Below are 26,621 nucleotides of genomic sequence, written 5' to 3'. Positions count from 1 at the left end.
CGCTGACTCGCGGGGTGCGGTCCGGCGGCGCCTGCGAGGGAGTGACGCCGCCGGTCCGGCGGTGTGGTGCTCAGGGCAGTGAGCCACCATGTCGCGAAGGGAAGCGGAGCCCCCGCGTGGAGTGCTGCGAGGCCTTCCGTTCGTCGACGGTGTCGATCCTCGGCCACTTCCCTCGAGCGCGGCGGTGGGGAGGCTGGGAGTCGGCTGTGAACCGGGCTCAGCAGCGGTCGAATTCGCCCGCGCGAATGCCCGCGGTGAGCGCCGCCCAGTCCGCGGGCGAGCACGCGAGCATCGGCCGCTCGTCCGGCGCACCCCGGTACTTGGTGTCCCGGATCAGCACCCGGCCCGGCTCGAACTTGACCTGCACGCAGGCCACGGAATCGCTGGAATACGACGACTTGAACCAGCCCGTCTCGGCTGACGACATGATTCGCTCGCTCATGCCTTCGCCTCGCTGGCGCTCGGCTTCGGCATGCGCGATGCGCGCTGGCACAAGATTCGCTCGCTACGCTCGCTCATGCCTTCGCCTCGCTGGCGCTCGGCTTCGGCATGCGCGATGCGCGCTGGCACAAGATTCGCTCGCTACGCTCGCTCATAACGCGATGCTACGTGCCGGAAATCTTGCGTTCCAGCGTCGACAGCGACTCTTCGCGCGAAAGTGCTTGTTCCGCCAGAGCGTTCGCGAACAACGTGTCGAGGTGCCGCACCGGCTCGGTCTCCTCGATGACGGCGTGATGGACCAGCGTCTCGGTCCACGCGACATCGGGGATCACCGACTTGTCGAAGCCGAGCAGGTGGAACGTTGCGCCGCCGAGCAATCCGCCGCCGGTCGCCTCGAACGGGATGACGCGCAGGTCGAGAGTCTCGACGTGCTCCTCGATCAGCGCGGCGAGGTGGCGCACCTGGTCCGACATGACCTCGGGGCCGCCGATCTGCTGAGTGAGGGCCGCCTCGTTGACGATCGCGGTGAGCCGCAACGGTTCCGCGCCCTTCAGCCGTTGCTGGCGGCGCAGCCGGATCTCCACCAGCCGGTCGACCTCGACCTGGCGGATCCGCGCGCGATCGTTCGCGATGAGCGCGCGTGCGTAGCCTGCGGTCTGCAAAAGCCCTGGAATCAGGATGCTTTCGTAGGTGCGCACGCTGTCCGCGCCGTGTTCGAGGCCGTACAACCTGCTGATCTCGTCGGACAGCAGTCCGGAGTAGTTCGTCCACCACCCGCGCTGCCTGGCGACGTCGCGAAGCTCGTGCAGCTCTTCGCGTTCCGCCTCGTCGAAATCGAGAAGCTTCATCAGCTCGTCGAGTTTCGATTCGGCGAGGACGCGCTCTTTCTCCACCTTCGACCAGTAGGAGATCGAGAAGCCTAGTTCCTTGGCGATCGCGGACACGCTGACATCGTTCTGCTTTCGCCTCCGCCCGATGCGGAGCATCAGTTCCCGACGCGCGACTGTCGGCGAGAGTGGTGCCATCGTTGGATGGTGTCCTTCCAGCTCTAGCGATGCGTGCAGAGAACCGTACTCCCCGCGCTGACCGGCCCGCACAACGCCGGTCCTTTGGTCAACTTGACTCGCAACGCGATGCTCACCTAGCCTCAGTATGTCTCATGTCACATCGCGGGTGTTCTCCGGCCGGTCCCGCCCGGCGGGATCGAGGGGTCGGATGTCTGTGCATGTTGTGGGTAATTTCTGGATGGTCGGCGATCGGACGCCGCACCAGGCGCGGCGGGTCAGCGACGACGCCTGGGTGGTGTCCTACCTGCGCGGCCGGATGCTGACCACCGAGCAGGCGGCCGCCGCGATGCAGGCGGCCGACACCGTCGCGCTGATGGACGATCTGGCCGCGCACGTGGGACTCACCGCGCTGGAGGCCATCGGCCTCGCGGTCAACGAAAGGCCTTGGGAGAAGGCGCTACCGCGCCGCTTCTTCGGCGATCGCGGCGCTCGCCGCTGACTACCGGCCGGTCAGCGCGGCTCGCTGCCGCGCGCTCCGGTCCGGTCCGTGCATGTTTCCCGGCCGCCCTGTCGGCCGGTTCGGGCGTCTCGCCCCTCGTAAGAGCGTTGTCCTGCACCATGATCCGAACAAGGGGGATGCGCGGTGGAACCACTGCCATCGAAAAAGCAAGTGCTCAGGGCCTTTCGCGCCGAACCGAGCGACGAACACCCGGTACTGCAAGCCGCCTTCATACTCGGCGGACTGCACGTGCGGCGGCTGAACGCCGAATCCGACTCGACCGGCGACATCGATCAGGACCGGGTGCGCCTGGTGCTCGGCATCGACCGCTGGGTCGCCACCGAGCTGCCGCCCGCGCACGGCGGCGCGCACATGCACACCGAATCCGTCGGGATGGTGATCGATCGTCTCGCCCAGTTCTCCGCCCGCGCCTTCGCCTCCCTGGCGTCGGAACCGGATTGGGTGGTGCACGACGACTGGGAGCGTCTGGCCGAATTGGCGCTCGGCTACCAGGATCTGGCCCTGGAGGTCTCGGCGGGCATCCGCAGGCTGCCCTACCTCGGCGGTCCGTGCCGATGAGCGCCGTGCGGCTTTCAGGCGAGCAGGTGCAGGAAACGCTCGACCTCCGCGCCTATCGCGGCGCGGCCGGGAGCGAGGTATTTGCGCGGATCGGAGAGGTCACCGTCGCCGTCCAGGACGGCGCGGACCGCTTCGGACAGCAGGACATTGAGCCGCGTCGCGATGTTGACCTTGGTCATGCCGTGCTCGACGGCGGCGCGCAGACCCGCGTCGGGCACGCCGGAGGAACCGTGCAGCACCAGGGGCACAGGGACTTTCGCGGAAAGCCTCGCGATGAGTTCGACATCGAGCTCGGCGACGCGGGCGTGCATGGCGTGCGCGGAACCGACCGCGACCGCCAGCGCGTCCACGCCGGTGGCGGTGACGAACTCGACCGCCTCGTCCGGATCGGTGCGGACGCCGGGCGCGTGCGCGCCGTCCTTGCCGCCCACCTCGCCGAGTTCGGCCTCGACGAACACCCCGCGGTCGCGGCACCATTGTGCGACTTCGGCGGTGGCGGCGACATTGCCCGCGTAGTCGAGGGTGGACGCGTCGAACATGATCGACCGGATGCCGAGCTCGACCGCGGCGGCCAACAGGTCGAAGGAGGTGGCGTGGTCGAGGTGCACCGCGACCGGGGCGGAGCTGTCCGCGGCAATCCGCAGGCAGGCCAGCGCCAGCGGGGCGAGAGCTCCGTGATAGCGGACGGTGTTCTCGGAAAGTTGAAGGACCACGGGGCGTTTCGCGGCCTCGGCGGCGCCCGCGATGGCCTCGGCGTGTTCGAGGGTGATGACGTTGAAGGCGCCGAGTCCGCCCGGTCTCGCGGCCGCGATGAGATCGGGTACGGGAGTCAGGGGCATCGGCGGGCCTCCGCGATCATGGCGTGGTCTCTTCGGACTCCGGGGCGGCGAGCTTGTCGACCCGGACGGTCGGTGCGAGACGGGTGCGCAGACAGCGGTCGATCTCCCCGGCCACCGGGATGACCACGGCCGCCGCCGCGGTGGCCACGGCATCGGTGAGGATGGCGGACCAGTCGGGCTCGGTGCGGGCCGACAGCGCCGCGATCACCGCCGCCGCGGCGGAATCGCCCGCACCGGTGGGGTTTCCGGCCAGCGGCTCGGGCAGCGTGGCGAACCAGGCGCCCTCCTCGGTGACCGCGATCATGCCGTCCACGCCGCGGGTGGCGACGACGGCTCGCACGCCGCGATCGATCAGCGGGCGGGCGGCCGCAACCACCTCCTCCGGCGTGCTCGGCGAGCGGCCGGAAATGCGTTCCAGCTCTTCGGTATTCGGCATCAGTACCACGCCGGGGACGGCGCAGGCCAGGCGAAGCGCCTCGCCGTCCACGTCGCAGATGGTCGGCACGCCCGCGGCGACCGCGGAGCGGGCGAGTTCGGCGGGTAGGCCGGGATCTATCCCGCCCGGCAGCGATCCAGAGATCACGAGGCCGTTGATATCGGGAAGCAGACCCGAGACCCGGATGGCGAGTTGCTCGGCGGCGTGCGGGTTGGAGACGCGGGCGCCGGGCTCCCACAGCGCCGTCGCGGTGCCGTCGCGGGATTCGCTGATCACCACTGTCCGCCGGACCCACGGCAGCGCGTGCACGAAATCGACCGGCATCTCCAGTTCGGCGGCGGCGGCGAAGGCGTGGTCGGAGAACCCGGTCGCCCGCGCGTACTTGCCGAGCTGGTTCAGCACCCGCGTCACGTTGATGCCCTTGCCGCCGATCCGCTGCTCGACGGAGCGCACGCGATGCGCCTGCCCGCGTTCGAAGCGCTCCACGCGATAGGTCATGTCGTAGGCGGGATTCATTGTCACAGTGAGGATCACGTCAACCACTGTCCATGTCTGAGCACCCGGCGCAACTGCAGGTCGTCCTCGACAACCAGCAGGTCGGCGTACTGGTCGGTCCGGAGGTCGCCCACGCCGGTGAGGCCGGCGGCGGCGGCTGGCACGGCGGTCGCGGCGCGCACCGCGTCGGGCAGCGGCACGCCGCAGTCCCGGACCGCCCACGAAAGGCATTGCGCCAGAGTCGCCGTGCCGCCGGCGATCGACCCGTTGGCCACCCTGGCCACGCCGTCGACCACCCGGACGGCCTGCGGTCCCAGCCGATATTCGCCGTCCGGCATGCCGGCGGCCTGCATCGCGTCGGTGATCAGCGCGACCTGGCGCGGCGCTGTCGCGAAAACCAGTGCGCCGAAACCGGCGTCGACGTGCACACCGTCGCCGATCAGCTCGACCACCGCGTGGCCCGATGCGGCGGCGATGAGCGCGGCCGCGACCGGACCCGGTTCGCGATGGTGCAGCGGCGGCATGCCGTTGGCGAGGTGGGTCACCAGACGGGCGGAGCCGCTGGGCGCGAGCGCCTGACGGAAGCGGGCGAAATCGGTGTCGCTGTGGCCGAGCGAGATCGCCACGTCGTTGTCGGTGAGCCGTCGGGCGACCGCGTCGTACCCGGGCAGCTCCGGCGCGATGGTGCACACCCGCAGGTGGCCGTCCGCGGCGGCCAGCAGTCGATCGATCAGGGCCGGGTCGGGATCGCGCAGGTAGCGGGCATCCTGGGCGCCGCAGCGGGCCGCCGCGAGGAACGGGCCCTCCGCGTGGATGCCGCCGAGAGTGCCGTCGGCGGCGAGCCCGCGCAGCGTCGCGATCTGCGCGACCATGTCGTCCGCCGGTCCGGTGACCACGCTGGCGAGCACCGTCGTCGAACCGTGCGCGTGGTGGAACTGGGCGGCCGACCGCGCCTCCTCCGCGTCGACGGTGTCGAATCGGTGGCCCGAGCCGCCGTGGTTGTGGATGTCCACGAGGCCGGGCAGGATCAGGCCGGAGAACTTGGGCGGGGCCGAATCCGGGTGGAACGCAAGCCATTCGGTCATCGGGCGGACCGCGACGATCCGGTCGCCGTGCACCGTGACCACGCCGTCGGTCAGGTCGAACGACGCGGAGACGATCCGGCCGCGGATTTCCAGCTCGGTCGAGGTACCCGTCATCGCGCCCCCTTTCGCCGTGCGCCGGCACCGGGGAATCGAGTCTCCGTCGAGCGCTGTGGATCCCGCCGCGCGCTCATCGGAGGGCTCCGTGCCTGGCAAAGAGTGTCGCGCCCGCGAGTCCGGCGCGCGCGCCGAATTCGCCGAGCACGACCTTCGGCGCCGGGACCACGCGCAGGCGCTGCGCCAACGCCGCCTGCAAGGGCTCGCTGAGCGCGGCGCCCGCACCGGCCAGGCCGCCGCCGAGCACGACGAGCTCGGGGCAGGCCGCGTGGATGACGCCGAGCAGTCCGTCCGCGAGCGCGTCGACAGCGTCGTCCACCGCGCGCACCGCGTCCGGGTCGTCCGGTATGCGCGCGAAAACCCGCGCCGCGCTGTTCACTCGGCGTCCGGACAACCGGGTGTAGTTGCGTGCGATGGCCGCTCCGGAGGCGAGCGTCTCCACGCAGCCGACATTCCCACAGGGGCAGGTCAACCCGTCGATGCGGCGGACCGGGATGTGTCCGTATTCGCCCGCTTGGCCGAACCCGCTGCGCACCAAGCGCCCGCCGACGGCGAGCGTGCCGCTGACGCCGGTGCCGAGGATGATCACCAGCACGTCGTCGTGATCGCGGCCCGCGCCGAAACGCCATTCGGCCCAGCCCGCCACGGCCACATCGTGTTCGATCAGCACCGGGACGCCCCAGCGCCGGGTGAACCGATCGCCGACGTGCACATCGCGCCAGCCGACGTTCCCGCTGAAGACGGCGATCGATCGCGCCGTGTCGACGATGCCGGGCAGCAGGACGGCCGCCCGGCCGAGCTTGCCGCGGCGGTTCGCGGGCACCTTGTCGAGCAGGCTGTCGCCCAGGGCCTCCATCGCCTCGAACGCCGCCGCGCCGCGCGGGGTCGGCACCGCGTCCGCCGCGAGGACCGTGCCGGAGGCGTCGGCGATCTCGCCCTTGATGGTGGTGCCGCCGACGTCCAAGCCCAGGGTGAGCGCATCCGAGGCGAGGGACGAGTCCGCGCTCGAAGCCGGCGCGAGTGCGCTGCTGCCGACGCGGTGCGTGTTCATCTTCGGGAGCGTAGTTACCGTCAGCAATCTTGTCGTCGGCGACTCCGGGAACCGGGGCGGGGGCGCGAACACGGCGGTATACCGGTCATTGGTCCAGGACGACTGACCGATTCAAGCTGCGGGGATGGTCGGGATCCAGGCCGAGGTCGGCGGCGCGGAGGACGCAGAGCCGGTGCACCCGGACCAGTTCCGCCATCGGATCGATATCACGGTGTTCCAGATGGGCTCCGGTGGCGGCGACATCGGCGGCGAAGTCCGGGACCAGCGGGCCGAGCGCCCAGACCGCGCGGCCGGGAGCGGCGATGCTGATCGGACCGTGCCGGTACTCCGTCGCGAGGTAGGACTCGGCCCAGGACTGGCAGGACTCGCGCAGCTTGAGCCCGGCCTCCTCGGCCAGCGCGCCAGCGAATCCCATGCCGACGAAGGTGATCTGCTCGGCGGCGCGCACGGCGGCCAGCGACCGCGCGGGATCCTCGGCGAGCACGGCGCGCGCCTGCTCGACGGCCCGGCCAAGGTCCTCGCCGAGGTGCCAGCGCAGGATCGCCAGCGTGGTGGTGGCGAAGCGGGTCTGCACCACCGAGTGTTCGTCGACCTCCTCGATGAGGATCGGATCGCCCAACTCCAGCACCGGGGTGCCCGGGCTGCTGCAGATCACCGTGCGCGGGATGTGCGCCGGGATCTCGCGCATCGCCGAGATCACCTCGGTGGTGGTGCCCGAGCGGCAGATGACGAGGTAGCGGTCGTAGTCGCGGCCGCCGCGCACTTGGCTGGCAGGCCAGGCGTCGGTGAGGCCCTGGCCCGCGTCCTCGCGCAGCGCGGCGATCGCGCGCGACATGAACAGCGAAGTACCGCAGCCGATCACGGCCACCCGCTCGCCCGGTCGGGGTAGCGCGGCGCGGTGTTCGGTGGCGGTGTTCGCGGCGCGCGCCCAGTCGTCGGGCTGGGTGGCGACCTCGGTGGCCAGGTGGGTGGCGGGGTCTGAGTTCGCGGAGATCGGCACGGGAACAGCATCGGTCGGATGATCGTTCATGTCAACGTAACGCGCAAAACAGTCACATTCGATCATCAGTCACGCTAGATTCGACCAATCGACACGTTTCGCTTCATCATCGGCGGTCGGTAGGCGCCGGAGGTGCAGATTTGAAAGGTTCACTTCGTGAAACGACCACTCCGCCGCCTGCTCACGGGCGCCGCGCTGGCCGCCGCCCTCGCGGTCGCCTCGTGCGGCTTCGGCTCCGACGATTCCGCCGACTCCGACACCACGATCAACTTCCTCGCCCCGGTCTACAGCGACGGCGCCACCGGAACCAAAGCGCTGTGGGACGGGATCATCGCCGATTTCGAGCGGCAGAACCCCGGCCTGAAGGTGAATCTCCAGCTGGAGTCCTGGAACTCGATCAACGACGTGGTGCGGACCAAGCTCCAGTCGAAGTCCACCACCCCCGACGTACTGAACATCGACGCGTACGCCAGTTTCGCGGGCGACGGAATGCTCTATCCGGCAGCCGAAATCGTCTCCCCGCAGGTGCTCGCCGACATCCAGCCCGGTTTCGCGAAGAACGCCTCGCTCGACGGAACCCAGTACGCGCTGCCGCTGTTCGCCTCCACGCGCACGCTTTTCTACAACACCGAGCTGTTCGCGCGGGCCGGGGTGACCGCACCGCCCAAGACCTGGGCCGAGCTCACCGAGACCGCGGCGAAGATCCAGGCGCTCGGCGACGGCGTCTCCGGCTACGGTCTGCCGCTCGGCAGCGAGGAGGCGCAGGGCGAGACCTCGATCTGGACCTTCGGCGCGGGCGGCGACTGGTCGCAGGGCGCTGAGATCACCGTCGACACCCCCGCCAACCTGGAGGGTGTGCGCGCCATGCGTTCGCTCATCGATGCCAGTGCGACACAGCCGAATCCGGGCGCGACCGACCGCAAGGACGTGATCAACGCGTTCATCCAGGGCAAGGTCGGCATGATCGAGGGCCTGCCGCCCACCATCGGCCAGATCGCCGCCAAGAATCCTGCGCTGAAGTACGCCACCGCGTCCTCACCGACCAAGTCCGGCGAACCGGTGACCCTGGGTGTCGCCGACCATCTCATGGCTTTCGAAAAGGACGGCAGGAAGACCGAGACGATCAAGAAGTTCCTCGACCACTTCTACGCCGCGAGCGTGTACGCGAATTTCGTGAAGCACGAGGGCTTCATCCCGATCACCCAGAGCGGCGCAGCCGAACTCGCGCAGGATCCGGTCACCAAGGCCTTCGCGGCGACGCTGCCGGTGGCCAAGTTCTACCCGAGCAACAACCCGAAATGGGCGGCGGCGCAGGGCGCTATCCGGCAGCAGATGGGCACCATCGCGCAGGGCGCCGACCCGGCGCAGGTGCTCGCCCGCATTCAGGAAGCCGCGAAATAGCGTGCGGCGCAGAGCGATGCTCGCGGCGGTCCCGTGGCTCGGGCCCGCCTTGCTGCTGATCGCGGCGATCGTCGCGTTCCCCGTCGGCTACATGCTGTGGACCAGCACCAGGGACCTCAGCGCCTACGGTCAGGATCGCGGGTCCGCCGGACTGGCGAACTACCGTGCCCTGTTCGACATCGGCGAACTCGGCACGGTGATCGCGCACACCGTGGTCTGGGTGGTCGGTGTCGTGCTGATCACCCTGGTGCTCTCCGCGGCGCTGGCCCAGTTCCTGAACAAGGACTTTCCCGGCCGCACCGCCGTGCGGTTGGCGATCCTGGTGCCGTGGGCGGCCTCGGTGGTGATGACGACGACGATCTTCTACTACATGCTCGATCCCGATGTCGGCATCGCCAACCGCTTCCTCGTCGACATCGGCCTGCTCGACCGGGGTTACGGATTCACCAAGCAGCCGACGCCCGCGTTCCTGGTGGCGATCGGGGTCGCGGTGTTCGTCTCGACCCCGTTCACCACCTACACGATTCTGGCAGGGCTGCAATCGATTCCGGCCGAGATCGAGGAAGCGGGACGAGTCGACGGGGCGGGACCGTGGCAGCGGTACCGCTATCTCACGTTGCCGCAGCTGCGTCCGGCCATCGCCGTCGCCACGGTCATCAACATCATCAACGTGTTCAATTCGCTGCCGATCCTCCAGGTGATCACCGGCAGCATCGCGGGCTTCTCGGCCGACACCACGACGACGCTGACGTTCAAGCTGATCCGGCAGAACCAGCAGGTCGACACCGCCGCCGCGATGAGCGTGCTGAACTTCGCGCTGATCGTGGTGATCATCGCGATCTACGTGCGACTGGTGCGACCGACACGGCAGGTCGACGCATGACCGCCGGGATCGACATCCGGGTGGGCGCTGCCGAAAAGCCCACCGCCGCATCGAGCGACGCGCCCGCGCGAGCGAAGCGTCGTCGCTGGGACCTGACGGCGATCGGCGTCGTGATCGCGGCGATCTTCCTGACGCCGTTCGTCGTGATGGTGCTCGGCTCGTTGAAGAGCAAGGCCGAGATCCTGCGCATCCCACCGACTTACCTGCCGCAGTCCTGGCATCCGGACAACTACGCGACGATGTGGGACACCCCGGAGACACCACTGCCGTTCAACATGGTCAGCACCGTCGTCATCGCGGTCAGCGCCACGCTTCTCGTGCTGGTCGTCGCGGTGCCCGCGGCGTATCACACGGCGCGGCATCGCTTTCCGGGACGCGCCGCGTTCCTCGGCTTGGTGCTGATCACGCAGATGTTGCAGCCGACGGTGCTGGTGACCGGGCTGATCCGGCAGTTCTTCGCGCTCGGCGTCAACGACACCTGGCTGGCCATGATCCTGGTGAACGCCGCGTTCAATCTGTCCTTCGCGGTGTGGATCCTGCACAGCTTCTTCGCCGCCATCCCGGTGGAGATCGAGGAAGCGGCCCAGTTGGACGGGCTGAACCGCTGGCAGATCCTGACCAAAGTCAGTCTGCCGCTGGTATGGCCGGGCATCGTCACCGCGACCATCTTCACGATCGTCGCCTGCTGGAACGAATTCGCGGCGAGCCTGGTCGTGCTCACCACGCCGGAGAATCAGCCGCTGTCGGTGGCGTTGACCAAGTTCGTCGGCCAGTACGACACCGCGTGGCAGTACGTGTTCGCGATCTCCACAGTGGGCATCGTTCCGGTGGTCGTCCTGTTCGCCCTCATCGAGAAGCGCTTGGTCTCGGGATTGACCGCGGGCAGCGTGAAGTGAGGCGATGCGCGTGCCGGGCTCCTACCATCGACACCGTGCTGAAAACGTTGGCCTGCGCCGCCGTCTGCGCGGCCTTGGTCCTGACCGCCGCCTGTGGGCGTTCGGTCGCGAAGAGTCCCGACGATCCCTACCTCACCCTCGACCACGCGGGCGTCCAACGCCACTACCTCGTGCATCGCCCCGCGGCGCCCGCTCAGGGGCGTCCCGCGGCGGTCCTGGTCTTCCACGGCGGAGGAGGCAGCGCCGCGCAGATGGCGGAGACGAGCGGTTTCAACCGGGTGGCCGACGCCAACGGCTTCCTCGCGGTCTATCCCGATGGCGTCGACAGGTCGTGGAACGACGGCAGGGGCGCCGACACCCGGGCGGGCGCGGCCGGTGTCGATGACGTCGGCTTCGTGGCGGCGCTGATCGACCACCTGATCGCCGCCTACGACGTCGACCCGGCCCGGGTCTACGCCACCGGGATGTCCAACGGCGGCATGCTCACCCAGTATCTGGGTTGCCGCCTGAGCGCCGAGCTCGCCGCGATCGCGCCGGTGGCCGGTTCGCTCGCCGTCGCGAACGAGCCCGATTGCACCCTGGCCCAACCACTTCCGGTGCTCCAGATGCACGGGACAGCGGACGGGATCGTGCCGTACGAAGGCGGGGTCGTGCGGGTCACGTCGGGTAATCGCGGCGGCGCGGGTACCCAGCCCGTCCTCTCGGTGGCGGCCACTCAGCAGCTGTGGCGGGCGAAGAACAACTGCCCGCCGCCGGTCAGCAGCCAGCTGCCCGCGCGCACCGACGACGGCACGTCCGTCACGATCGACACGTCGCGGTGCCCGGGAAATGCCGAGGTCGTTCTCTACACGATCGTCAACGGCGGGCACACCTGGCCAGGGAGCGAGGGGCGTCTGCCCGAGGCTCTGGTCGGCCCCGTCAGCCACCAGTTCGACGCGTCGGAGACCATCTGGAAGTTCTTCGCCGCCCACTGATCGCGCTGCCTGCACAGCCCGATGCGCGGCGTTCCGACGAGCCGCCGCGCTCGACCCTGCGATCAGCGATCCCGCCCGCTCCGAACGAGCGAGAAATGTCGAAATCTGTTGCTACCCAATGCTACAAGCGTTCATCATCCGGTGGATCGCATGCGCCGAAGAGATCGTCGGATGATCTGCGCGAGCCCGTCTCCGCTGCCTCCGGCGGCCGGGATAGCGCACCGAAGACGGGTAGCATCGAGCCCGTGGCACGGCACGACGGCGGATCCACGGACGGGCGCAATTACGCGGGACTGTCCAAGGAACAGCGCGTGGCGCAGCGGCGGACCCGGCTCATCGACGCCGCACTGGAACTGTTCGGCACCCAGGGGTACGCGACCACGTCCATCGAGCGCCTGTGCACCGTCGCGAACGTCTCCACCCGCAGCTTCTACGAGGACGTGGGCAGCCGGGAGGCGTTGCTGATCGCCCTGGTGGACCGGATCACCACGCGGGCCGTGGCGCGGGCTTCGGAAATGTTGGCGCACACCGAAAACGAGCCGTTGGCGAACAGGGTGGCCGCGGGGTTCCGCGCCTACCTCGAGGTGACCTGCGCCGACCAGCGGTCCGCGCGAGTCTGCTACGTCGAGGTGGTGGGAGTCAGCCCGGCGGTCGAGGAATGGCGCAGAAAACAGCGCGGGCTGCTCTCGGCGCTGCTGATCGGCGAGGCCGAGCGCGCCGTCGAACGCGGCGAGACCAAGCCCCGCCGCTTCGATCTGTTCGCCCTCGCGGTGCTCGGTGCGGTGAACTCGTTGGCGCAGGAACTGGTGCAGAGCACCCAGCCCGACGTGCGAATCTCGCTGGACGACATCTGCGAGGAGATCGCCTACGTGGTCAATTCCGGGCTCGCCGCGGGGTAGGCCCTGCGTCGAAGTCCGATCCGGCGCCTCCGCGGCCCAGATCGCCGCCTGGCCGCGTTGTCGTCGTCACCGATACAACCCCGGTATCGGCTCCTCCTCCGCCTTGCCAGGCGACGATCTGAGCCACGGATGCATCCGGCCGGACTTCGACACAGGGCCTGGTCCGCGCGCGCCCCGCTTTGGCAACAGGCGCGGGGAATCTCTACGGTTTGGCAGCGTGGCTGTGGTCAGATTGTTTGCGTGCATGGAGAAACAGCACGTCGTCCGGGGCGGGGTGGTGTGAGATGACCGGACCGACGGATCGTCCGCAGCGGTGGAACCGACTGCTCGAGCTGCTCGCCGAATCGGGGCGGCTCTCGGTGGAGGAGGCCGCCGAGCGGCTACAGGTGTCGCCTGCGACGGTGCGCCGCGATTTCACCGCGCTCGCCGAACAGCAGCTGGCCACTCGGACGCACGGCGGGGTCGTGGCCACCACGGTCGCCTACGACCTGCCCGCCCGCTACCGGCAGACCGGCGGCGAGGCCAAACAGCGCATCGCGGAGCACGCCGCGGCGCTGGTCGACCCCGCCGCGGTGGTCGGCATGAACGGCGGCACCACCACCACCGCGGTGGCGAGGGCGCTGGCAGGCCGCACCGATCTGGCCAGTTCCGGCGACGACCAGCTGACCATCGTCACCAACGCGCTCAACATCGCGGGCGAGATGGTGCTGCGCCCGCACCTGCGCACCATCTGCCTCGGCGGCGTGGCGCGCCGGGAATCCTACGAACTGCACGGGCCGCTCGCCGAGCGCGCGCTCGCCGAATTGCGTTTGGACACCGTGATTCTGGGCGTGAACGCGATCTCCGCCGAGGGCGGAGCGCAGTGCAGGCACATCGACGAGGCCGGGGTCACCACGGAGATGGTGCGTCGCTCCGGCTACGTCATGGTGGTCGCCACGTCCGACAAACTCGAACGCTCGGCCCTGGCCCGCATCTGCGGCATCGACCAGGTGCACGTCCTCGTCACCGACACCAAGGCCGACCCCGCCGCTGTCGCGGCCATCCGCGCGGCGGGGGTCCGGGTGGATCTGGTGTAGTTCCCGCTCGGGAGCGCGGCCGACTCCGCGCCCGCGTGATCAGTCGGTCGCGCCGGGGCCCGGTACCGCCACGATCCGTGGGGTGTCGGTGGTCGCCGATTCGGTGCGCATGGTGCGGACCCAGACGGCGAAACCCCAGGCGACGAAGCCCGCGTAGATCAGGTACAGCGTGGCCGACGGGTAGTAGCCCGCCTTCAGCAGGAGCGGGACGCCGACGATGTCGACCGCGATCCAGATCAGCCAGAATTCGGCGAGGCCGCGGGCCATGCCGTAGGTGGCGAGCACCGAACCGGTGAAGATCCAGGCCTCCGCCCACGGGCCGTAGGAACCGATCCAGGCGAACAACTGCGCGAAGGCCGCCGTGCCGACGAGCATGGCGACGACCAGCAGCAGGCGTTCGCGGGTGGTGGCCAAGCGCGGATCCACGCCGCGGTGCTCCAATCCGGTGTCGACGCGCGCGTGCCGGTGCCACTGCCACCAGCCGAACACGCTGACCGCGACGAACATCAGCTGCCGCCCGGCCTGCCCGGCCATGTTCAGCTGCTGCGGTGTGTTGAAGATGCCGCCGACGAACACGGTGAACAGCAGCGCGTTGCCCGCGATGCCCACCGGCCACGCCCACACGCGCCGCCGCATGCCGCCCACCGCGGCGGCCAGGCCGAACCCGTTGCCGATGATCTCGCGCCAGAGGATCGCCGAGCCCGCGATGTGCAGTTCGGCGTCGAGCAGGGTGCTGAGCGGGTCCACCTGGTGTGCAACCCCAAGGATCTGCGATCTCATCCATGGACGGCGGGTTCCGCTCGGCGTGATGCCAAATATCCGCGGACGTCGCGGCGGAAACGGCGCAGGATGCGCGGCGTGGACCTCCCGCGGCGGTGTCCAGCGAAAAGTCCACGGCGCGTAACGATTGCGCAATCTGGGCGCGCGAATCGCAATGTCGGTGCAACCGAGCCCTTCTATCGTGACCCCATGAGTTCGGAGCGCGCCGCCGGGGGAACCGGTATCCAGATCAGCGGGCTGACCAAGGCCTTCCGCGCCGGGCGCCGCACGGTGCACGCGCTGGATTCGGTGGATCTGCATACCGAACAGGGCGCGTTCCTCTCGCTGCTCGGTCCGTCCGGCTGCGGCAAGTCCACCGTGCTGCGGATACTGGCCGGGCTGGAGCAACCGACCTCGGGCACCGCGCTGATCGACGGTAAGACGCCCGCGCAATTGCGCGGCAGCCACCAGTTCGGCATCGCGTTCCAGGATTCGGCGCTGCTGCCATGGCGCTCGGTGGAGTCGAATATCAAGCTGCCGTTGCAGGTGGCCGGGGTGAAACCGGAGCCGGGCCAGATCGCCGACCTGATCGAGCTGGTCGGGTTGCAGGGGTTCGAGAAGGCCAAACCGGCGCAGCTCTCCGGTGGCATGCGCCAGCGCGTCTCCATCGCACGTGCGCTGGTGGTGCAGCCGACCGTGCTGCTGCTCGACGAGCCGTTCGGCGCGCTGGACGACATGACGAGGCAGAAGCTGAACCTGGAACTGCTGCGCATCTGGACCGAGAAGCCCGCGACCACGCTGATGGTCACCCACGGCATCGCCGAGGCGGTCTTCCTCTCCGACGTCGTCGCGGTGATGAGCCCGCGACCGGGCCGGGTGCTCGAGCTCGTCGAGATCGATCTGCCGCGGCCACGGCTGCCGGAGATGATGCGCACCCCCGAGTTCCACAAGCTGCACGACTATCTCTCCGAGTTGCTGTTCGGCAAGACCGGCACGGGCGGTGTCGCCTTCGAACGCGGCGGCGATCGCGCGCCGGACGAGGGTGATGCGCCGTGAAGCGGCTCGGCGGACTGCTCGGCGTCCTCGGACTGCTCGGAGTGTGGTGGCTCGCGGCGGCGCTCGATCTCGCGGGCGGCACCATCCCGAGCCCGTGGCGGGTGCTGCACACCATGTACACCGACGGCTGGCAGCTCTACGGCCCGAACTTCGAGATCACCGCGATCGGCGCGCTGAAGGGTTTCCTCTGGGGCAACGCCCTCGCCATCGGCCTCGCCGTGCTGGTGATGCTGATTCCGCCCATCGAATCGCTGGCCACCCAGCTGGCGATCCTGTCGTACTGCACCCCGTTGCTCGCGCTGGGCCCGATCATCCTGGTGGTCTTCGGCGGACGTACGCCGACGGTGTTCCTCGCCGCGATGTACTGCTTCTTCACCACCATGGTCGGCACCGTCGCGGGTCTGCGCTCGGCCGATCCGGCGAGCCTCGATCTGGTGCGCGCCTACGGCGGCGGTCGCTGGCAACAGCTGTACCAGGTCCGGTTGATCGCCGCGCTGCCGAATACGTTCGCGGCGTTGAAGATCGCCGCGCCCTCGGCCGTGCTCGGCGCGATCATCGGGGAGTATCTGGGCGGTGTGGACAGCGGGATCGGCGTCGCGCTGACCGCCGCGCAGACCGCGTACAACGTGCCGCGCACCTGGGGCATGGCGATCGCCGCGGCGGCGCTCGCCGGCCTCGGCTACGCGATCGTGGCGCTGGTGGCCAGATTGGTCACGCCGTGGACCGCGGAGGCGTCGCGATGATCGTGCTGCGCCGCGTCGGCGCTTTCCTGTTTCCGCTGATCACCTCGCTGCTGCTCATGTTGGTGATCTGGTGGGTCTTCCTGTGGGCCTTCCCGCAGGTGGGTCCCCGGGTGGGCAAGAGTCCCGGCGACGTGTGGCGCTATCTGGTCACCTCGCCCGGAGCGCCGCAAGCGCGCGCGGCCATCCTCGACAATCTTCAGGTCACGCTGCGCGACGCGACGCTCGGCTTCGGGGTAGGCATGGCGGCGGCCATGGCGCTGGCCGCCCTGTTCGTGTCGTTTCGCACCGTGGAGCACACCTTCATGCCGGTCGCCATGCTGCTGCGTTCGGTGCCGCTGGTGGCGCTCACGCCGATCATCGTGCTGGTGTTCGGCCGCGGGCTGGGCGGGGTGGCCGTGATGGCCGCGATCGTGGTGCTGTTCCCGGCCCTGGTGATGATCATGACCGGACTGCGCAGCGCACCGCGGCAGGCCATGGAATTGATTGCGGCGTACGGCGGTTCGCGCTGGACGGCGCTGCGGATGGTCGCCGTGCCCGCGGCGCTGCCCGCGGTGTTCGCGGCGGCGCGGATCTCGGTGCCCGGCGCGCTCATCGGCGCGCTGATCGGCGAATGGCTCGGCAGTGGAACGGGGCTGGGCGCCAGCCTGATTCGCGCGATCCCGACGTTCCGCTACAACGAGCTGTGGGCGTCCATCGTGATCGTCACGCTGGTGTCGGTGCTGCTGTACGCGATCGTCGGCGTCGTCGAGAACCTGGTGCTCGCCCGGTTCGGTCCCGACGCGGGCCGCGAGTGATCGTCGCGATTCGGTATTGGGAACCTGAAAGTAAAGAAATCGAAACCGATTACACCTAAATTCGGCCCATGACACCCGCGCAACGCTCTTCGTTCGGGGCGAACCTGAACCGTCGGTCCTTTCTCCGTTATTCGGCGCTCACGGGCGCCGCGCTCGGCGGCGCCGGCGCATTGGCCGCCTGCGGCGACGATGCGGGCAGCTCCTCGGGCGGTTCGACCCCGGACGGCTCCCGCTATGGCACCGTCGCGATCCAGTTGTCCTGGATCAAGAACATCGAATTCGCTGGCGAGTATTTCGCCGATTCCCGCGGCTATTTCCGGGAGGCCGGGTTCGGCTCGGTGAATCTGGTGGCGGGCGGCGCGGCGAGCACCTCGGTGGAGGCCGGACTCGACACCGGAAAGGTGTGGCTCGGGCTCTCCGCGCCGCAGACCACCGCGCCCGCGATCCTCGAGGGGCTGCCCGCCAAGATCGTCGCGACCACCTACCAGAAGAACCCGTTCGCGATCGTCAGCTCCGCGGCCAAGCCCATCAACTCGCCGCAGGACATGAAGGGCCGAAAGATCGGGGTGCAGGACACCAATCAGCTGATCTTCAACGCGCTGCTGACCGCCAACGGCATGAAGCCGAGCGACGTGACCATCGTGCCCGCGCAATTCGACCCGATGCCGCTGGCCAACGGCGAGGTGGACGGCTGGGTCAGCTACGTGACGAACGAACCGATCACGCTGGCCGCCAAGGGTTTCCAGAACACGCACTTCTTGTTCGCGGACTTCGATCTACCGCTGGTCGCGGAAACGCTGACGGTGACGCAGTCCACCATCGACAACGAACGCGAGAAGCTCAAGGCGTTCCTCGCGGCGGAGATCAGGGGCTGGAAGGACGCGGTCGCCGCACCCGCCGAATCGGCGCGGCTCGCCGTCGAGATCTACGGCAAGGACCAGAAGCTGGATCTGGCCGAACAGACCAAGGAAGCCATCGCGCAGAACGACCTCGTCGTCTCCGCCGACACCAAGGTCAACGGTCTGCTCACGATGACCGACGCGCTGATCGAACAGAACATCGCCGCGCTGCGCACCGCGCAGATCGACATCAAGGCCGACCAATTGTTCGACCTCTCGGTGCTGAAAGAGGTCTACGCGGAGAACCCCGGCCTGAAGGGCTGAGCGCTCGCCGCGATCACAACCCGACGGTGGCCCGCGCGCTGAACGCCTGTTCCGCGTGGATCACCTCGGCGCTCTCGGACTGCTGACGCCCTGACCGCCCCGACCGGGCGGCCAGCAGTTCGGCGGTGATGGCCACGGCGGTTTCGGCCGCCGTGTGCGCGCCGACGTCCAAGCCCGCGGGTGAGTGCATGCGCGAGAGCGTCGCTTCGTCGAAACCGCCCGCCCGCAGGTCGTCCAGGCGCCGTGTGTGCGCCGAGTACGAACCGGTCGCGCCGAGGTAGCCGAGCTCCGGTAAGCGCAAAGCGACCGTGAGCAAAGGGATTTCGAACTTCGGGTCGTGCGCGAGTACCACAATGCCTGTGGTGGAATCGATTTCGCCCGCGGCGGAGAGGGTGTTCAGGTAGCGGTGCGGCCAGTCCACCACCACTTCGGCGCCGGGGAAGGCCTCGGGTGTGGCGAACTCCTGGCGCGAATCGCAGATGGTGACGCGGTAGCCGAGCAGCCCGGCCTGCACGGTCAGCGCCGCGGCGTAGGAGTTGGCGCCGAAGATGATCAGTCGCGGCGGCGGGGCGAAGGACGAGATGAATACATCCGATTCGGGCAGCGCGACCAGTTCGGTGTTGTGCGGCTGACCGGTGATCAGGTGCTGGCCGATCACATCGGGGTCCGAGTTCCATACCACGGTGAACACGGTAACCCGCCGATGCGCGGCGATTTCGGATGCGACAGTGGGAAATTCGGGGAAATCATGGCGGGAGAAGGGTTCGGCGAAGACGTCGATCATGCCGCCCGCGTCCATTCCTGGCTCACCGGGCGGCACGGGTAGGCGGTGCATGGCCCGCCGCCCGGTGCGCGCCGCGGTCACCGCCGCCTCGTGCATCGCGGTCTCCACCGAGCCGCCCATCCCGGCGCCGTAGACGGCGCCGTTGGTGTCGACCAGCATCGCGGTGCCCACCGGCAGCCGCCCCGAACCCACCGTCCGCACGACGGTGGCCAGGCCACCCATCCGGCCCGAGTGCCATATCCGCATGAGGTCGTCGACGATGTCGCGCATCAGTTTCCGCTCCGATCAGCGTGCGGTCGAGGCCGGGAAGTCATGATCCCTTCCCGTAGCCAAATCGTCGCACGTGACGCACACCATATCGTCCCTACTGGACAAATAGGTACGCGCTCCCGAATCTCCTGTCGCCTCGGCGCTCACCGAGGTCCAGTGCTTGTGGTCGATCACAACGGGGTGGCCGGGTGTGTTATGGAACACAGCGCGGGCCAGCCCGCTCGGCGCCTTCTGCTCCGCGGCGAGTACCCGTGCGACGACCGCGGCGCCGACGTCGGGGGTGTCCACCGGCATGATCGCGACGGCCCGCGCCGGGGTCCGCGCGGCCGCGCGCAGCCCGGCCCGGAGCGAGGCGCCGATGCCGGTCGCCCAGTCGGCCGCCCAGACGGGCACCGCGCCCGCGGGCAGCCCGACCGTCTCCGGCGCCGGTCCGGTGGCGCCGAGCACCACGATGACCGGCGCGCAGCCGCCGCCACGCAGGGCGTCCACCGCGGCGCGCAGCCAAGCGCCGCCCTCGGCGAGCGCCTTGGGGCGGCCGTAGCGGGTGCCCGCGCCGGCGGCGAGCACTATGCCCGCACAACCCGTGCGGGCGGCCGGAGCGTTCCCGGCGCGATGCGATGCAGCCACGTGTCCCACGCTAGACCGCTCGCGTTGCCGGGGGGTTACCTGAAAGTGCCGGATAAGCGTGGTTTGCGATGAACCGCGAGGGGTGCGCTTCCCACGTTGGGTGCGGACGGTGGTTGTCCGGCGGCGGGCGCGTCGTCCGACACGCCGAGGGTGATCTCCGCCCTTCTGGTGGCGCGCAGCCGCGCCGTATTCGATGCTGGTTCGATGACGGACGAGGCGGCCGGCATCACCGGATTCAACGCATTGTCGGACGCGGCGGCCACCGCCGCGTTGCTCGCCTGTTGCGCGTCGCCCGCCTTGGCGCGCGGGGTGCTCGCCGGACGGCCGTACCGCAGCGCCGACGATCTGTACGAGACCGCCGACACCGTGCTCGCCGCACTCCCCGAGGACGAGATCGACCGCGCACTGGCCGGGCATCCGCGCATCGGCGACCGGACCGACAGCGCGGCCTCGGCCCGGGAACAGTCCGGGGTGGCAGCGTCGACCGACGCGGTGCGCGCCGCGCTCGCCGAGGGCAACCGCGCCTACGAGCAGCGGTTCGGCCACCGCTATCTGGTCTGCGCGACCGGCAGATCCGGCGCGGAACTACTCGACCTGCTCAACACCCGGCTGCACAACGATCCGTCGACCGAAAGGGCTGTGATGCGAACCGAATTGGCGAAGATCAATCGAATCCGCTTGCGGCGGTTGCTCGGAGAGTCGGCATGAGCGAACGCAGTGAGCGAATCGTGTGCCTGCGCGCGGTGCGCATGCCGGAGCCGAGCGTCAGCGAGGCGGAGGCATGAGCACACTCAGCACACACGTCCTCGACGCCGTGCGCGGCGCGCCCGCCGCGGAAATGGCGGTCACCCTGTTCGCGGGTGACGCGGTCGTCGGTGCGGGCGCGACCGATGCCGACGGCCGGATCGACGGCCTGGGAGCCGACCTCACGCCCGGCGTCTACCGGATCGTCTTCGACACGAGCACCTACTTCGGGCGGCAGCACATCGAGACGTTCTATCCGGAGGTCTCCATCGCGTTCGTGGTCGGCCGCGAGCGCCACTACCACGTCCCGCTGCTGCTGTCGCCGTACGCCTTCTCCACCTACCGAGGGAGCTGAGCATGACCCTGTCCGGCCCGATCGTGCTGTCCGACAACCGATACGGCAAGGCGGAGAACCGGATCGTCCGGATCTACCGCGACGGCCCGCGCCACGAGATCCGCGACGTGAACGTCTCCACGGTGCTGCGCGGGGATTTCGCCGACGCCTACACCGCGGGCGACCAGTCCAAGGTGCTGCCCACCGACAGCCAGAAGCAGACCGCGTACGCCTACGCGAAGAAGCCCGGCTTGCAGCCCGTGGAGGACTACGCGCTGGCGCTGGCTCGGCATTTCGTCGACGACATCGAGCCGGTCACCAGCGCGGGCGTCGAGGTGGAGGAGTATGCCTGGCAACGGGTTTCGGTGGACGGCGCGGAGCACGACTTCACCTGGACGCGGCAGGGGCCCGAGGTGCGCACGGCGCGGGTGACGGTCGCGGGCAAGGGAGACGCCCAGCGCGCCTGGGTGCTCGGCGGCGTGCGCGACCTGGTCATCCTGAAGTCGACCGGTTCGGAGTTCGCCGACTTCCTCACCGACGAGTTCACCGTGCTCGAGCCGACCCGCGACCGGATGCTGGCCACCTCGCTGGTCGCGCGGTGGCGCTTCGCCGACACCGAAGGGGTCGACTGGGACGCGATCTACGCGGGCATCCGCGCCCGGCTGGTGGCGGTCTTCGCGACCCAGCATTCGAAAGCCTTGCAGCAGACGCTGTTCGAGATGGGCAAGGCCGCGCTCGAGTCGTTCCCGGTACTCGCCGAGATCCGACTGGCAGCGCCCAACAAGCACCACTTCGACTACGACCTCGGCAGATTCGGCATCGAGAACCGCGGCGAGGTGTACTACGCGGCCGACCGGCCGTACGGCCTCATCGAGGCCACGGTGGCGCGCGCGGACGCGCCGGACGCGGGGCAGGCGTGGGAGCAGTGAGCCAGGCACCGACGCTGGTGATCGACGGCTGCGCGGTGGTCACCGTCGACGCGGCGGGCACCGAGTATCCCCGCGGCCACGTCGTGCTGCACGGTAATCGAATCGGCGCGGTGGGGCCGGGTGAGGCGCCCGACCTGGACGTGCCGCGCATCGACGGGCGCGGCTGCCTGCTCACCCCGGGGCTGGTCAACACCCACCACCACCTCTATCAGTGGATCACCAGGGGTCTCGCCGCCGACGCGAGCCTGTTCGACTGGCTGACCACGCTGTACCCGATCTGGGCGGGCATCGACGAGGAGTCGGTGCGGATCGCCGCCACCGGCGCGCTCGCCGCCCTCGCGCGCACGGGTTGCAGCACGACCGCCGACCACCACTACGTGTTCCCGCGCGGCGGCGGCGATCTGCTCGCCGCGGAGATCGCCGCGGCCGCGACGGTCGGCTTGCGCTTCCATCCCTGCCGCGGCGCGATGGACCTCGGCGTGAGCGCGGGCGGTCTGCCGCCCGACTCCGTGGTGGAGTCGCTGGACGCCGTCCTCGCCGCGAGCGCCGACGCGATCGCCCGCTGGCACGACCCGTCCTTCGACGCCATGGTCCGCATCGCGCTGGCGCCCTGCTCCCCGTTCTCGGTGACGGCGGACCTGTTGCGCGAGTCCGCCGCCCTGGCCAGGGCCGAGGGCGTGCGGCTGCACACCCATCTCGCCGAAACCCTCGACGAGCAGGACTACTGCCTCGCCACCTATGGCTGCACGCCCGCGCGGTATCTGGAGCGGCTGGGCTGGATCGGCCCTGACGTCTGGTACGCCCACGCCGTCCACCTCGACGACGCCGCGATCGCCACCATCGCGGAGGCGGGCGCCGGCATCGCGCACTGCCCGACCTCCAACGGACGCCTCGGCGCCGGTATCGCCCGGATCCCCGACCTGCTCGTCGCGGGCGCGACGGTCGGGCTCGGCGTCGACGGCGCCGCAAGCAACGAGGCAGGCTCGATGATCGAGGAACCCCGCAACGCCCTGCTCTACGCCCGCGCCGCCCGTGGCCCGCGCGCGATGACCGTGCGCACCGCACTCGAGCTGGCCACCATGGGCGGCGCCAGGGTACTCGGCCGCGCCGCCGAGATCGGCTCCATCGAACCGGGAAAGCTCGCCGACCTGGCACTGTGGCGGCTCGACACCCCGGCGCACGCGGGCATCGACGACCCCGTCACCGCCCTGATCCTCGGCTCCCCGCCCCCACTGGCCGCCTTGCTCGTGAACGGCCGCGAGGTGGTCCGCGACGGGGAGGTGCGCACGGTGGACGAGGAATCGGTCGGCCGCGACGTGGCGCGAGCGCAAGCGGTGCTGGTGGCCGGGGCGCGGTGAATCGCTGGGGGACACCGGGTTTCGCGGTCAGGCCGCGAACACTGTCGTCCCCTCTGCGACAGTGTTCGCGGTCTCCTGGTCGGCCGACGATCCGGGGCGATCGAGGATTTGCGGTCCGGCGCGCAGCGCCAGCAGGCACATCACCTCGTACAGGGTCAAGCCGAGCTCGGCGGCATGCAGCGTGGCGATCTCGGTGTCGAACGGCGGCGTGTCCGAATCCTGGTCCAGCAGGACCTGTTCCGCGAGGGCCAGACCGGTGAGCGCTTGCGCGCGGGTGAGCCTGCGGTGGGTCGGCAGGTAGGAGAGAACCCATCGCCCGCGCCCGGTCTCCGGCAGGTCGACGCGGAACGCGACCTCCTGCGCCACATCGCTGGTCATCAGCCATTCCGAGGCCGTAATCGCCATGGCACGAACCCCTTTCGTCCGGGACGGCGCTCGCCGCATTCGGGAGGTGATATCAGGGTGACAGCCGCGGTCCACCGTTCGCGATCCCACGGCCCGAGCCGATTTCTTCGCCGTCCGCGGGCGCGTTACCTGCTGAAACGGCAGGGATACGGGGAAAACATCACAATCGGCGGCGCGAGTCTGCCGTCCAGCGTGTGAGACCGCCGTTCGGCGCCGGTCTAATGCGGGGGTCTCCTCGGTATCGATGCCGCGCTGCTGCTTGTCGCACGATTGGGCGCAGGGATGCGGCGCCGGTCTCGAGAACGACGCGTGCGGTCTTTGCGTCCGTCCTATTCGGTGAGCTGCGAACCGCAGTCGAATCTCCCGATATCGGCGCGTGTTCGATCGGTCAGCTGTACGCCCAGATGTTCGTACAGCGCCAGAGCGGCACAGAGATTCTCGCGCGCGTCGGCATCGCGGCCCATATCGGCGAAGACGTTTCCGAGGCTTTGCAAGGCGTCGGCCTCGCCGTGCGGGTCTCTGATTCGTTGCGCGAGGTCGCGCGACTTCGCGTAATAGTCTTGCGCGGCAGCATATTCGCCGAAGCGGCGCTCGACGTGGCCGAGCCCGCGCAGCGTGTCGACCTGGCAGAGGAAGTCGTCGATGTCTGCGGCGATGCGGTACGCATCGACGAAACGGCGACGCGCGGCATCGAAGTCGCCGGACTTCCGCGTGATATTGCCGATGCCCCACAGCGACCAGCATTCGCCGGTGGGGTCACCGATCCGGCGCGCGATACGCAATGCCTCCTGATAGTGCCGCTGCGCCGCGGCGTGATCGCCGGTCATCCGCGCGATGTGGCCCTGGCCCCGCAGCGCATCGCCGCGCAGCTTGTCGTTGGCGGTGCGCAGCGCGAGGGCGGCGGCATCGGTGTAGTGCTGCATGGCCTTCTCGAAGTCCCCCGTGCGGCGGATCACCTCGGCGTAGCCCCAGATCGTCGTTGCCAGGCGCTCCGGGTCGCCGAGGTCGCGCGCGATCACCAAGGCTCGCTCGAAGTGCTCGTGCGCGGTGCGATACGCGCATGCCATTCGCGCCACGTGACCGAGGCCGTTCAGCGCGTCGCATTCGATGGCCGGATCCGGAAGGACGGTGGCCGTCTCCAGCGCGCGGAGATAGAGCCAGTGCGCGTCCGACCAGCGTCCCTCACCGAACACATCGGCTCCGAGGAGGATCGCGAGTTCGGCTGCGGCGACAGTGGAACCGGTCGCGGCGATGCACCCGAGCAGCATCTCCCGTTCCCTGCGTAGCCAAGCCACCGCCTGCTCTGCCTCGCTGCCGTTCGCCTCGACTGCGGGATGCCTGACGCTTCTGGTCGAGACGTGCGGGCGGTGTGGTCCGGCCCGGCGGGCGACCGCGAGCCCCGCCGCGATGAGGCGTTCGAGGGTCATCGCGTGCTCACCCGGCGCGGCGTCGCGCTCGGCGTACAACCGGGCGAGCAGCCGGGTCACATCGTGCATCCGGTATCGCGAGCCGCCGGGACCGCCCTCGGCTGGGTCGAGAAAGCCCGCTTCGAACATCTGACGGATCAGCGTCTTGGCTTCGCCGAGTGTTGTCTTCGCCATCGTGGCCAGCGACTCGGCGGTGATCTCGGGGCCGGGGAACCAGCCGAGCATCCGCACCGCGCGACGCTGCGCCGGAGTCTGCAATCGCTGGTACGAGGTCTCGAAGGCGGCGCGAAGGGACTCGTCCTCGGCAGCGAACCGATCGAGGATGTAGGCGGCCACCGATTCGCCGAAGGCGTCCGCGCCCGGTGCGCCCCTGAGCTCCTCAGCCCTGGTGGCGAACTCGGCGGCGCTCTCGGCGAGCAGATCGACGCCGTGGTGGGCGATCTGGCCGCCGATCAGCCGGATCGCCAGCGGCAGCCGTCCCGAGGTCTCCAGGATCTGGCGCACCGCGCCGCGGTCGTACCCGGACGGCAGATTGCCCAGCTTCACCAGCAATTCCTCGGCTTCGCGCCAATCCATCACGTCCAAGTGCAGCGGCGCGGCCTCGGCCAGACCGGTGAGCTTGCCACGGCTGGTGATCAGGACCAGACAGCCGGGGGCCTGCGGCAGCAGCGATCGGACGTGCGCGGTGTCGAGCACGTTGTCGAAGACGATGAGCATGCGGCGCTGGCGCATGGCGGTGCGCCACTGCGCGGCGCGGCCGGTCAGATCGTCGACGATGCGCTCGCGCGGCACCTCGATCTGGAGCAACAGCTGTTCCAGCACGTCGGTGGGCGGGCGCGGGTCCCGCCCGACGGTGTGCCCGTGTAGGTCGGCCCAGATCGTGCCGTCCGGATAGTGCTTGGCGAAGGCCGCCACCGCGTATCTCGCGAGCGCCGACTTGCCGATTCCGGTCAGTCCGTCGATGACGTGGACAGCGGGTCCGTCGCCGTTCATGTGCCGGTGCACACGTTCGTGCAGTTCCTTCTTCGGTAGGACGCGGCCGGTGAAATGCGGCACTTCGGGTGGCAGACCTGCGCTCACCGGGGTCCGGCTCCGGTCGTCGGAGCGCCGGGCGATCGCCTCCTGGAATTCGAGGCGCTCGGCGGCGGGCATGAGTTCCAGGTCGGCGAGATCGACCAGCTGCTCCCAGCTGGTCCCGTAGATGGTCGACAGGATCTTCAGCACGCGGATGGTCGGCCTGGCCGAGGATCCCGCCGTCGGCCATGCCTCGTACTCCGAGATCCGGCTGGCCCGCATGGTGGCCCGCGGGTTGTCGGTGATCTGGTTGTACCGCTCGGCGACCGAACTCTGGGTCAGTTCGTTCGCCAGCCGCCAAGCCTGGCGCGGCCTGCATCCACGCTGGCGCAGCTCACCGGCCAGCGGCTCCAGCAGTTGATGTTCGGTCAGTCCGAGACCGGTCAGAAAGGCACGGATCCTGCGACGCTCGGCGATGCCGTACTTGTCCCCAGGACGCTGTTCCGGTCGGACGGCTCGGTCCACCGAGCACCTCCCCG

At 69.4% G+C, this 26,621-nt stretch carries 28 protein-coding genes; 16 read left to right on the top strand and 12 right to left on the bottom strand.

All coding sequences use genetic code 11. The features are described from left to right. Positions 1–217: 217 nt before the first annotated feature. A complete protein-coding gene (locus tag AC3EO7_RS14890) occupies positions 218–442 on the bottom strand; it encodes a DUF397 domain-containing protein (RefSeq protein ID WP_431971270.1) in 225 nt (74 codons plus the stop codon). Between the two features lie 163 nt (positions 443–605). Next, complete coding sequence (locus tag AC3EO7_RS14885) at positions 606–1,427, bottom strand: helix-turn-helix domain-containing protein (protein ID WP_435591553.1); 822 nt, start codon at positions 1,425–1,427, stop codon at positions 606–608. A 229-nt stretch (positions 1,428–1,656) separates the two neighbouring features. Here AC3EO7_RS14885 and AC3EO7_RS14880 point away from each other — a divergent pair, with 229 nt between their 5' ends. Both AC3EO7_RS14880 and AC3EO7_RS14875 read left to right on the top strand, forming a co-directional pair. Further along, the gene (locus AC3EO7_RS14880) at positions 1,657–1,947 is read left to right on the top strand and encodes a hypothetical protein (RefSeq protein WP_431971272.1); all 291 of its coding nucleotides are present in this window, start codon (positions 1,657–1,659) and stop codon (positions 1,945–1,947) included. A 171-nt stretch (positions 1,948–2,118) separates the two neighbouring features. Further along, a complete protein-coding gene (locus AC3EO7_RS14875) occupies positions 2,119–2,526 on the top strand; it encodes a DUF4254 domain-containing protein (protein ID WP_435591487.1) in 408 nt (135 codons plus the stop codon). Positions 2,527–2,540: 14 nt separating this feature from the next. Here the strand turns inward: AC3EO7_RS14875 and AC3EO7_RS14870 are convergent, their stop codons facing one another. The 5 genes from AC3EO7_RS14870 to AC3EO7_RS14850 form a co-directional block, all read right to left on the bottom strand. Beyond that, positions 2,541–3,365 (bottom strand): class II fructose-bisphosphate aldolase, encoded by an 825-nt coding sequence (locus AC3EO7_RS14870; RefSeq protein WP_431971274.1) that lies wholly within the window; start codon positions 3,363–3,365, stop codon positions 2,541–2,543. A gap of 16 nt (positions 3,366–3,381) precedes the next feature. Further along, complete coding sequence (locus AC3EO7_RS14865; RefSeq protein ID WP_431971275.1) at positions 3,382–4,335, bottom strand: 1-phosphofructokinase; 954 nt, start codon at positions 4,333–4,335, stop codon at positions 3,382–3,384. Continuing rightward, positions 4,332–5,495, bottom strand: coding sequence for an N-acetylglucosamine-6-phosphate deacetylase (locus AC3EO7_RS14860; protein ID WP_431971276.1), 1,164 nt, complete (start codon positions 5,493–5,495; stop codon positions 4,332–4,334). Before AC3EO7_RS14860 ends, AC3EO7_RS14865 begins: the two co-directional genes overlap by 4 nt. Before the next feature lie 73 nt (positions 5,496–5,568). Then, on the bottom strand, positions 5,569–6,546 hold the full coding sequence (locus AC3EO7_RS14855; protein ID WP_431971277.1) for an ROK family protein: 978 nt from the start codon (positions 6,544–6,546) through the stop codon (positions 5,569–5,571). An 85-nt stretch (positions 6,547–6,631) separates the two neighbouring features. Further along, positions 6,632–7,576: an SIS domain-containing protein gene (locus AC3EO7_RS14850; RefSeq protein WP_435591486.1), complete on the bottom strand. Its 945-nt coding sequence runs from the start codon at positions 7,574–7,576 to the stop codon at positions 6,632–6,634. A gap of 126 nt (positions 7,577–7,702) precedes the next feature. Here AC3EO7_RS14850 and AC3EO7_RS14845 point away from each other — a divergent pair, with 126 nt between their 5' ends. The 6 genes from AC3EO7_RS14845 (at position 7,703) to AC3EO7_RS14820 (ending at position 13,675) form a co-directional block, all read left to right on the top strand. Next, positions 7,703–8,947: an extracellular solute-binding protein gene (locus tag AC3EO7_RS14845; RefSeq protein ID WP_435591485.1), complete on the top strand. Its 1,245-nt coding sequence runs from the start codon at positions 7,703–7,705 to the stop codon at positions 8,945–8,947. Between the two features lie 16 nt (positions 8,948–8,963). Beyond that, positions 8,964–9,830 (top strand): carbohydrate ABC transporter permease, encoded by an 867-nt coding sequence (locus tag AC3EO7_RS14840; RefSeq protein ID WP_435591484.1) that lies wholly within the window; start codon positions 8,964–8,966, stop codon positions 9,828–9,830. Further along, the gene (locus AC3EO7_RS14835) at positions 9,827–10,726 is read left to right on the top strand and encodes a carbohydrate ABC transporter permease (RefSeq protein WP_431971281.1); all 900 of its coding nucleotides are present in this window, start codon (positions 9,827–9,829) and stop codon (positions 10,724–10,726) included. The genes AC3EO7_RS14840 and AC3EO7_RS14835 overlap by 4 nt, the downstream gene beginning before the upstream one ends. Before the next feature lie 35 nt (positions 10,727–10,761). Then, positions 10,762–11,700, top strand: a complete 939-nt coding sequence (locus AC3EO7_RS14830; protein ID WP_431971282.1) for an extracellular catalytic domain type 1 short-chain-length polyhydroxyalkanoate depolymerase — start codon at positions 10,762–10,764, stop codon at positions 11,698–11,700. Between the two features lie 245 nt (positions 11,701–11,945). Beyond that, positions 11,946–12,599: a TetR/AcrR family transcriptional regulator gene (locus AC3EO7_RS14825; RefSeq protein WP_431971283.1), complete on the top strand. Its 654-nt coding sequence runs from the start codon at positions 11,946–11,948 to the stop codon at positions 12,597–12,599. 284 nt (positions 12,600–12,883) lie between these two features. Then, complete coding sequence (locus tag AC3EO7_RS14820; RefSeq protein WP_431971284.1) at positions 12,884–13,675, top strand: DeoR/GlpR family DNA-binding transcription regulator; 792 nt, start codon at positions 12,884–12,886, stop codon at positions 13,673–13,675. 39 nt (positions 13,676–13,714) lie between these two features. On the opposite strand, the gene pnuC is transcribed toward AC3EO7_RS14820, so the two are convergent. Beyond that, the gene (gene pnuC / locus AC3EO7_RS14815) at positions 13,715–14,455 is read right to left on the bottom strand and encodes a nicotinamide riboside transporter PnuC (RefSeq protein ID WP_435591483.1); all 741 of its coding nucleotides are present in this window, start codon (positions 14,453–14,455) and stop codon (positions 13,715–13,717) included. A gap of 189 nt (positions 14,456–14,644) precedes the next feature. Here pnuC and AC3EO7_RS14810 point away from each other — a divergent pair, with 189 nt between their 5' ends. From AC3EO7_RS14810 to AC3EO7_RS14795, 4 genes are all read left to right on the top strand, one after another. Then, positions 14,645–15,490 carry an ABC transporter ATP-binding protein gene (locus AC3EO7_RS14810; protein ID WP_431971286.1) on the top strand — a complete coding sequence of 282 codons (846 nt, stop codon included), beginning with the start codon at positions 14,645–14,647 and terminating at the stop codon, positions 15,488–15,490. Beyond that, positions 15,487–16,233, top strand: a complete 747-nt coding sequence (locus tag AC3EO7_RS14805; RefSeq protein WP_431971287.1) for an ABC transporter permease — start codon at positions 15,487–15,489, stop codon at positions 16,231–16,233. Before AC3EO7_RS14810 ends, AC3EO7_RS14805 begins: the two co-directional genes overlap by 4 nt. Beyond that, positions 16,230–17,027: an ABC transporter permease gene (locus AC3EO7_RS14800; protein WP_435591482.1), complete on the top strand. Its 798-nt coding sequence runs from the start codon at positions 16,230–16,232 to the stop codon at positions 17,025–17,027. Before AC3EO7_RS14805 ends, AC3EO7_RS14800 begins: the two co-directional genes overlap by 4 nt. Positions 17,028–17,095: 68 nt before the next feature. After that, complete coding sequence (locus AC3EO7_RS14795) at positions 17,096–18,190, top strand: ABC transporter substrate-binding protein (protein ID WP_435591481.1); 1,095 nt, start codon at positions 17,096–17,098, stop codon at positions 18,188–18,190. 13 nt (positions 18,191–18,203) lie between these two features. Here AC3EO7_RS14795 and AC3EO7_RS14790 read toward each other — a convergent pair whose 3' ends face one another. Continuing rightward, positions 18,204–19,244, bottom strand: a complete 1,041-nt coding sequence (locus tag AC3EO7_RS14790; RefSeq protein WP_435591480.1) for an XdhC family protein — start codon at positions 19,242–19,244, stop codon at positions 18,204–18,206. 15 nt (positions 19,245–19,259) lie between these two features. Next, positions 19,260–19,871, bottom strand: coding sequence for a nucleotidyltransferase family protein (locus AC3EO7_RS14785; protein ID WP_431971291.1), 612 nt, complete (start codon positions 19,869–19,871; stop codon positions 19,260–19,262). Between the two features lie 204 nt (positions 19,872–20,075). Between AC3EO7_RS14785 and uraD the strand changes: the two genes are divergently transcribed. The 4 genes from uraD (at position 20,076) to AC3EO7_RS14765 (ending at position 23,236) form a co-directional block, all read left to right on the top strand. Then, positions 20,076–20,579, top strand: coding sequence for a 2-oxo-4-hydroxy-4-carboxy-5-ureidoimidazoline decarboxylase (uraD, locus tag AC3EO7_RS14780; protein WP_435591479.1), 504 nt, complete (start codon positions 20,076–20,078; stop codon positions 20,577–20,579). Positions 20,580–20,652: 73 nt separating this feature from the next. After that, positions 20,653–20,970: a hydroxyisourate hydrolase gene (uraH, locus tag AC3EO7_RS14775; protein ID WP_431971293.1), complete on the top strand. Its 318-nt coding sequence runs from the start codon at positions 20,653–20,655 to the stop codon at positions 20,968–20,970. Between the two features lie 2 nt (positions 20,971–20,972). Next, positions 20,973–21,878 (top strand): factor-independent urate hydroxylase, encoded by a 906-nt coding sequence (pucL, locus tag AC3EO7_RS14770; protein ID WP_435591478.1) that lies wholly within the window; start codon positions 20,973–20,975, stop codon positions 21,876–21,878. Next, entirely contained in the window at positions 21,866–23,236 is a 1,371-nt protein-coding gene (locus tag AC3EO7_RS14765) for an 8-oxoguanine deaminase (protein ID WP_431971295.1), read from the top strand. The genes pucL and AC3EO7_RS14765 overlap by 13 nt, the downstream gene beginning before the upstream one ends. Before the next feature lie 27 nt (positions 23,237–23,263). On the opposite strand, the gene AC3EO7_RS14760 is transcribed toward AC3EO7_RS14765, so the two are convergent. Further along, entirely contained in the window at positions 23,264–23,641 is a 378-nt protein-coding gene (locus tag AC3EO7_RS14760) for a hypothetical protein (protein ID WP_435591477.1), read from the bottom strand. Between the two features lie 329 nt (positions 23,642–23,970). After that, positions 23,971–26,607 carry a tetratricopeptide repeat protein gene (locus AC3EO7_RS14755; RefSeq protein WP_435591476.1) on the bottom strand — a complete coding sequence of 879 codons (2,637 nt, stop codon included), beginning with the start codon at positions 26,605–26,607 and terminating at the stop codon, positions 23,971–23,973. Between the last annotated feature and the right edge of the window lie 14 nt (positions 26,608–26,621).

The sequence above is a fragment of the Nocardia sp. bgisy118 genome (assembly GCF_057708605.1).
Note: the sequence above shows the minus strand (reverse complement) of the source record. Positions and strands in the feature narration are given on the sequence as shown.

Excerpts from the sequence above, each read along its gene's own strand:
- AC3EO7_RS14855 (WP_431971277.1), bottom strand. The coding sequence starts at position 6,546 with ATGAACACGCACCGCGTCGGCAGCAGCGCACTCGCGCCGGCTTCGAGC.
- AC3EO7_RS14760 (WP_435591477.1), bottom strand. The coding sequence starts at position 23,641 with ATGGCGATTACGGCCTCGGAATGGCTGATGACCAGCGATGTGGCGCAG.
- AC3EO7_RS14885 (WP_435591553.1), bottom strand. The coding sequence starts at position 1,427 with ATGCTCCGCATCGGGCGGAGGCGAAAGCAGAACGATGTCAGCGTGTCC.
- AC3EO7_RS14795 (WP_435591481.1), top strand. The coding sequence starts at position 17,096 with ATGACACCCGCGCAACGCTCTTCGTTCGGGGCGAACCTGAACCGTCGG.
- AC3EO7_RS14790 (WP_435591480.1), bottom strand. The coding sequence starts at position 19,244 with ATGCGCGACATCGTCGACGACCTCATGCGGATATGGCACTCGGGCCGG.
- AC3EO7_RS14880 (WP_431971272.1), top strand. The coding sequence starts at position 1,657 with ATGTCTGTGCATGTTGTGGGTAATTTCTGGATGGTCGGCGATCGGACG.
- AC3EO7_RS14870 (WP_431971274.1), bottom strand. The coding sequence starts at position 3,365 with ATGCCCCTGACTCCCGTACCCGATCTCATCGCGGCCGCGAGACCGGGC.
- AC3EO7_RS14890 (WP_431971270.1), bottom strand. The coding sequence starts at position 442 with ATGAGCGAGCGAATCATGTCGTCAGCCGAGACGGGCTGGTTCAAGTCG.
- AC3EO7_RS14850 (WP_435591486.1), bottom strand. The coding sequence starts at position 7,576 with ATGAACGATCATCCGACCGATGCTGTTCCCGTGCCGATCTCCGCGAAC.
- AC3EO7_RS14835 (WP_431971281.1), top strand. The coding sequence starts at position 9,827 with ATGACCGCCGGGATCGACATCCGGGTGGGCGCTGCCGAAAAGCCCACC.
- AC3EO7_RS14860 (WP_431971276.1), bottom strand. The coding sequence starts at position 5,495 with ATGACGGGTACCTCGACCGAGCTGGAAATCCGCGGCCGGATCGTCTCC.
- AC3EO7_RS14820 (WP_431971284.1), top strand. The coding sequence starts at position 12,884 with ATGACCGGACCGACGGATCGTCCGCAGCGGTGGAACCGACTGCTCGAG.
- pnuC (WP_435591483.1), bottom strand. The coding sequence starts at position 14,455 with ATGAGATCGCAGATCCTTGGGGTTGCACACCAGGTGGACCCGCTCAGC.
- uraH (WP_431971293.1), top strand. The coding sequence starts at position 20,653 with ATGAGCACACTCAGCACACACGTCCTCGACGCCGTGCGCGGCGCGCCC.
- AC3EO7_RS14810 (WP_431971286.1), top strand. The coding sequence starts at position 14,645 with ATGAGTTCGGAGCGCGCCGCCGGGGGAACCGGTATCCAGATCAGCGGG.
- AC3EO7_RS14840 (WP_435591484.1), top strand. The coding sequence starts at position 8,964 with ATGCTCGCGGCGGTCCCGTGGCTCGGGCCCGCCTTGCTGCTGATCGCG.
- AC3EO7_RS14800 (WP_435591482.1), top strand. The coding sequence starts at position 16,230 with ATGATCGTGCTGCGCCGCGTCGGCGCTTTCCTGTTTCCGCTGATCACC.
- pucL (WP_435591478.1), top strand. The coding sequence starts at position 20,973 with ATGACCCTGTCCGGCCCGATCGTGCTGTCCGACAACCGATACGGCAAG.
- uraD (WP_435591479.1), top strand. The coding sequence starts at position 20,076 with ATGACGGACGAGGCGGCCGGCATCACCGGATTCAACGCATTGTCGGAC.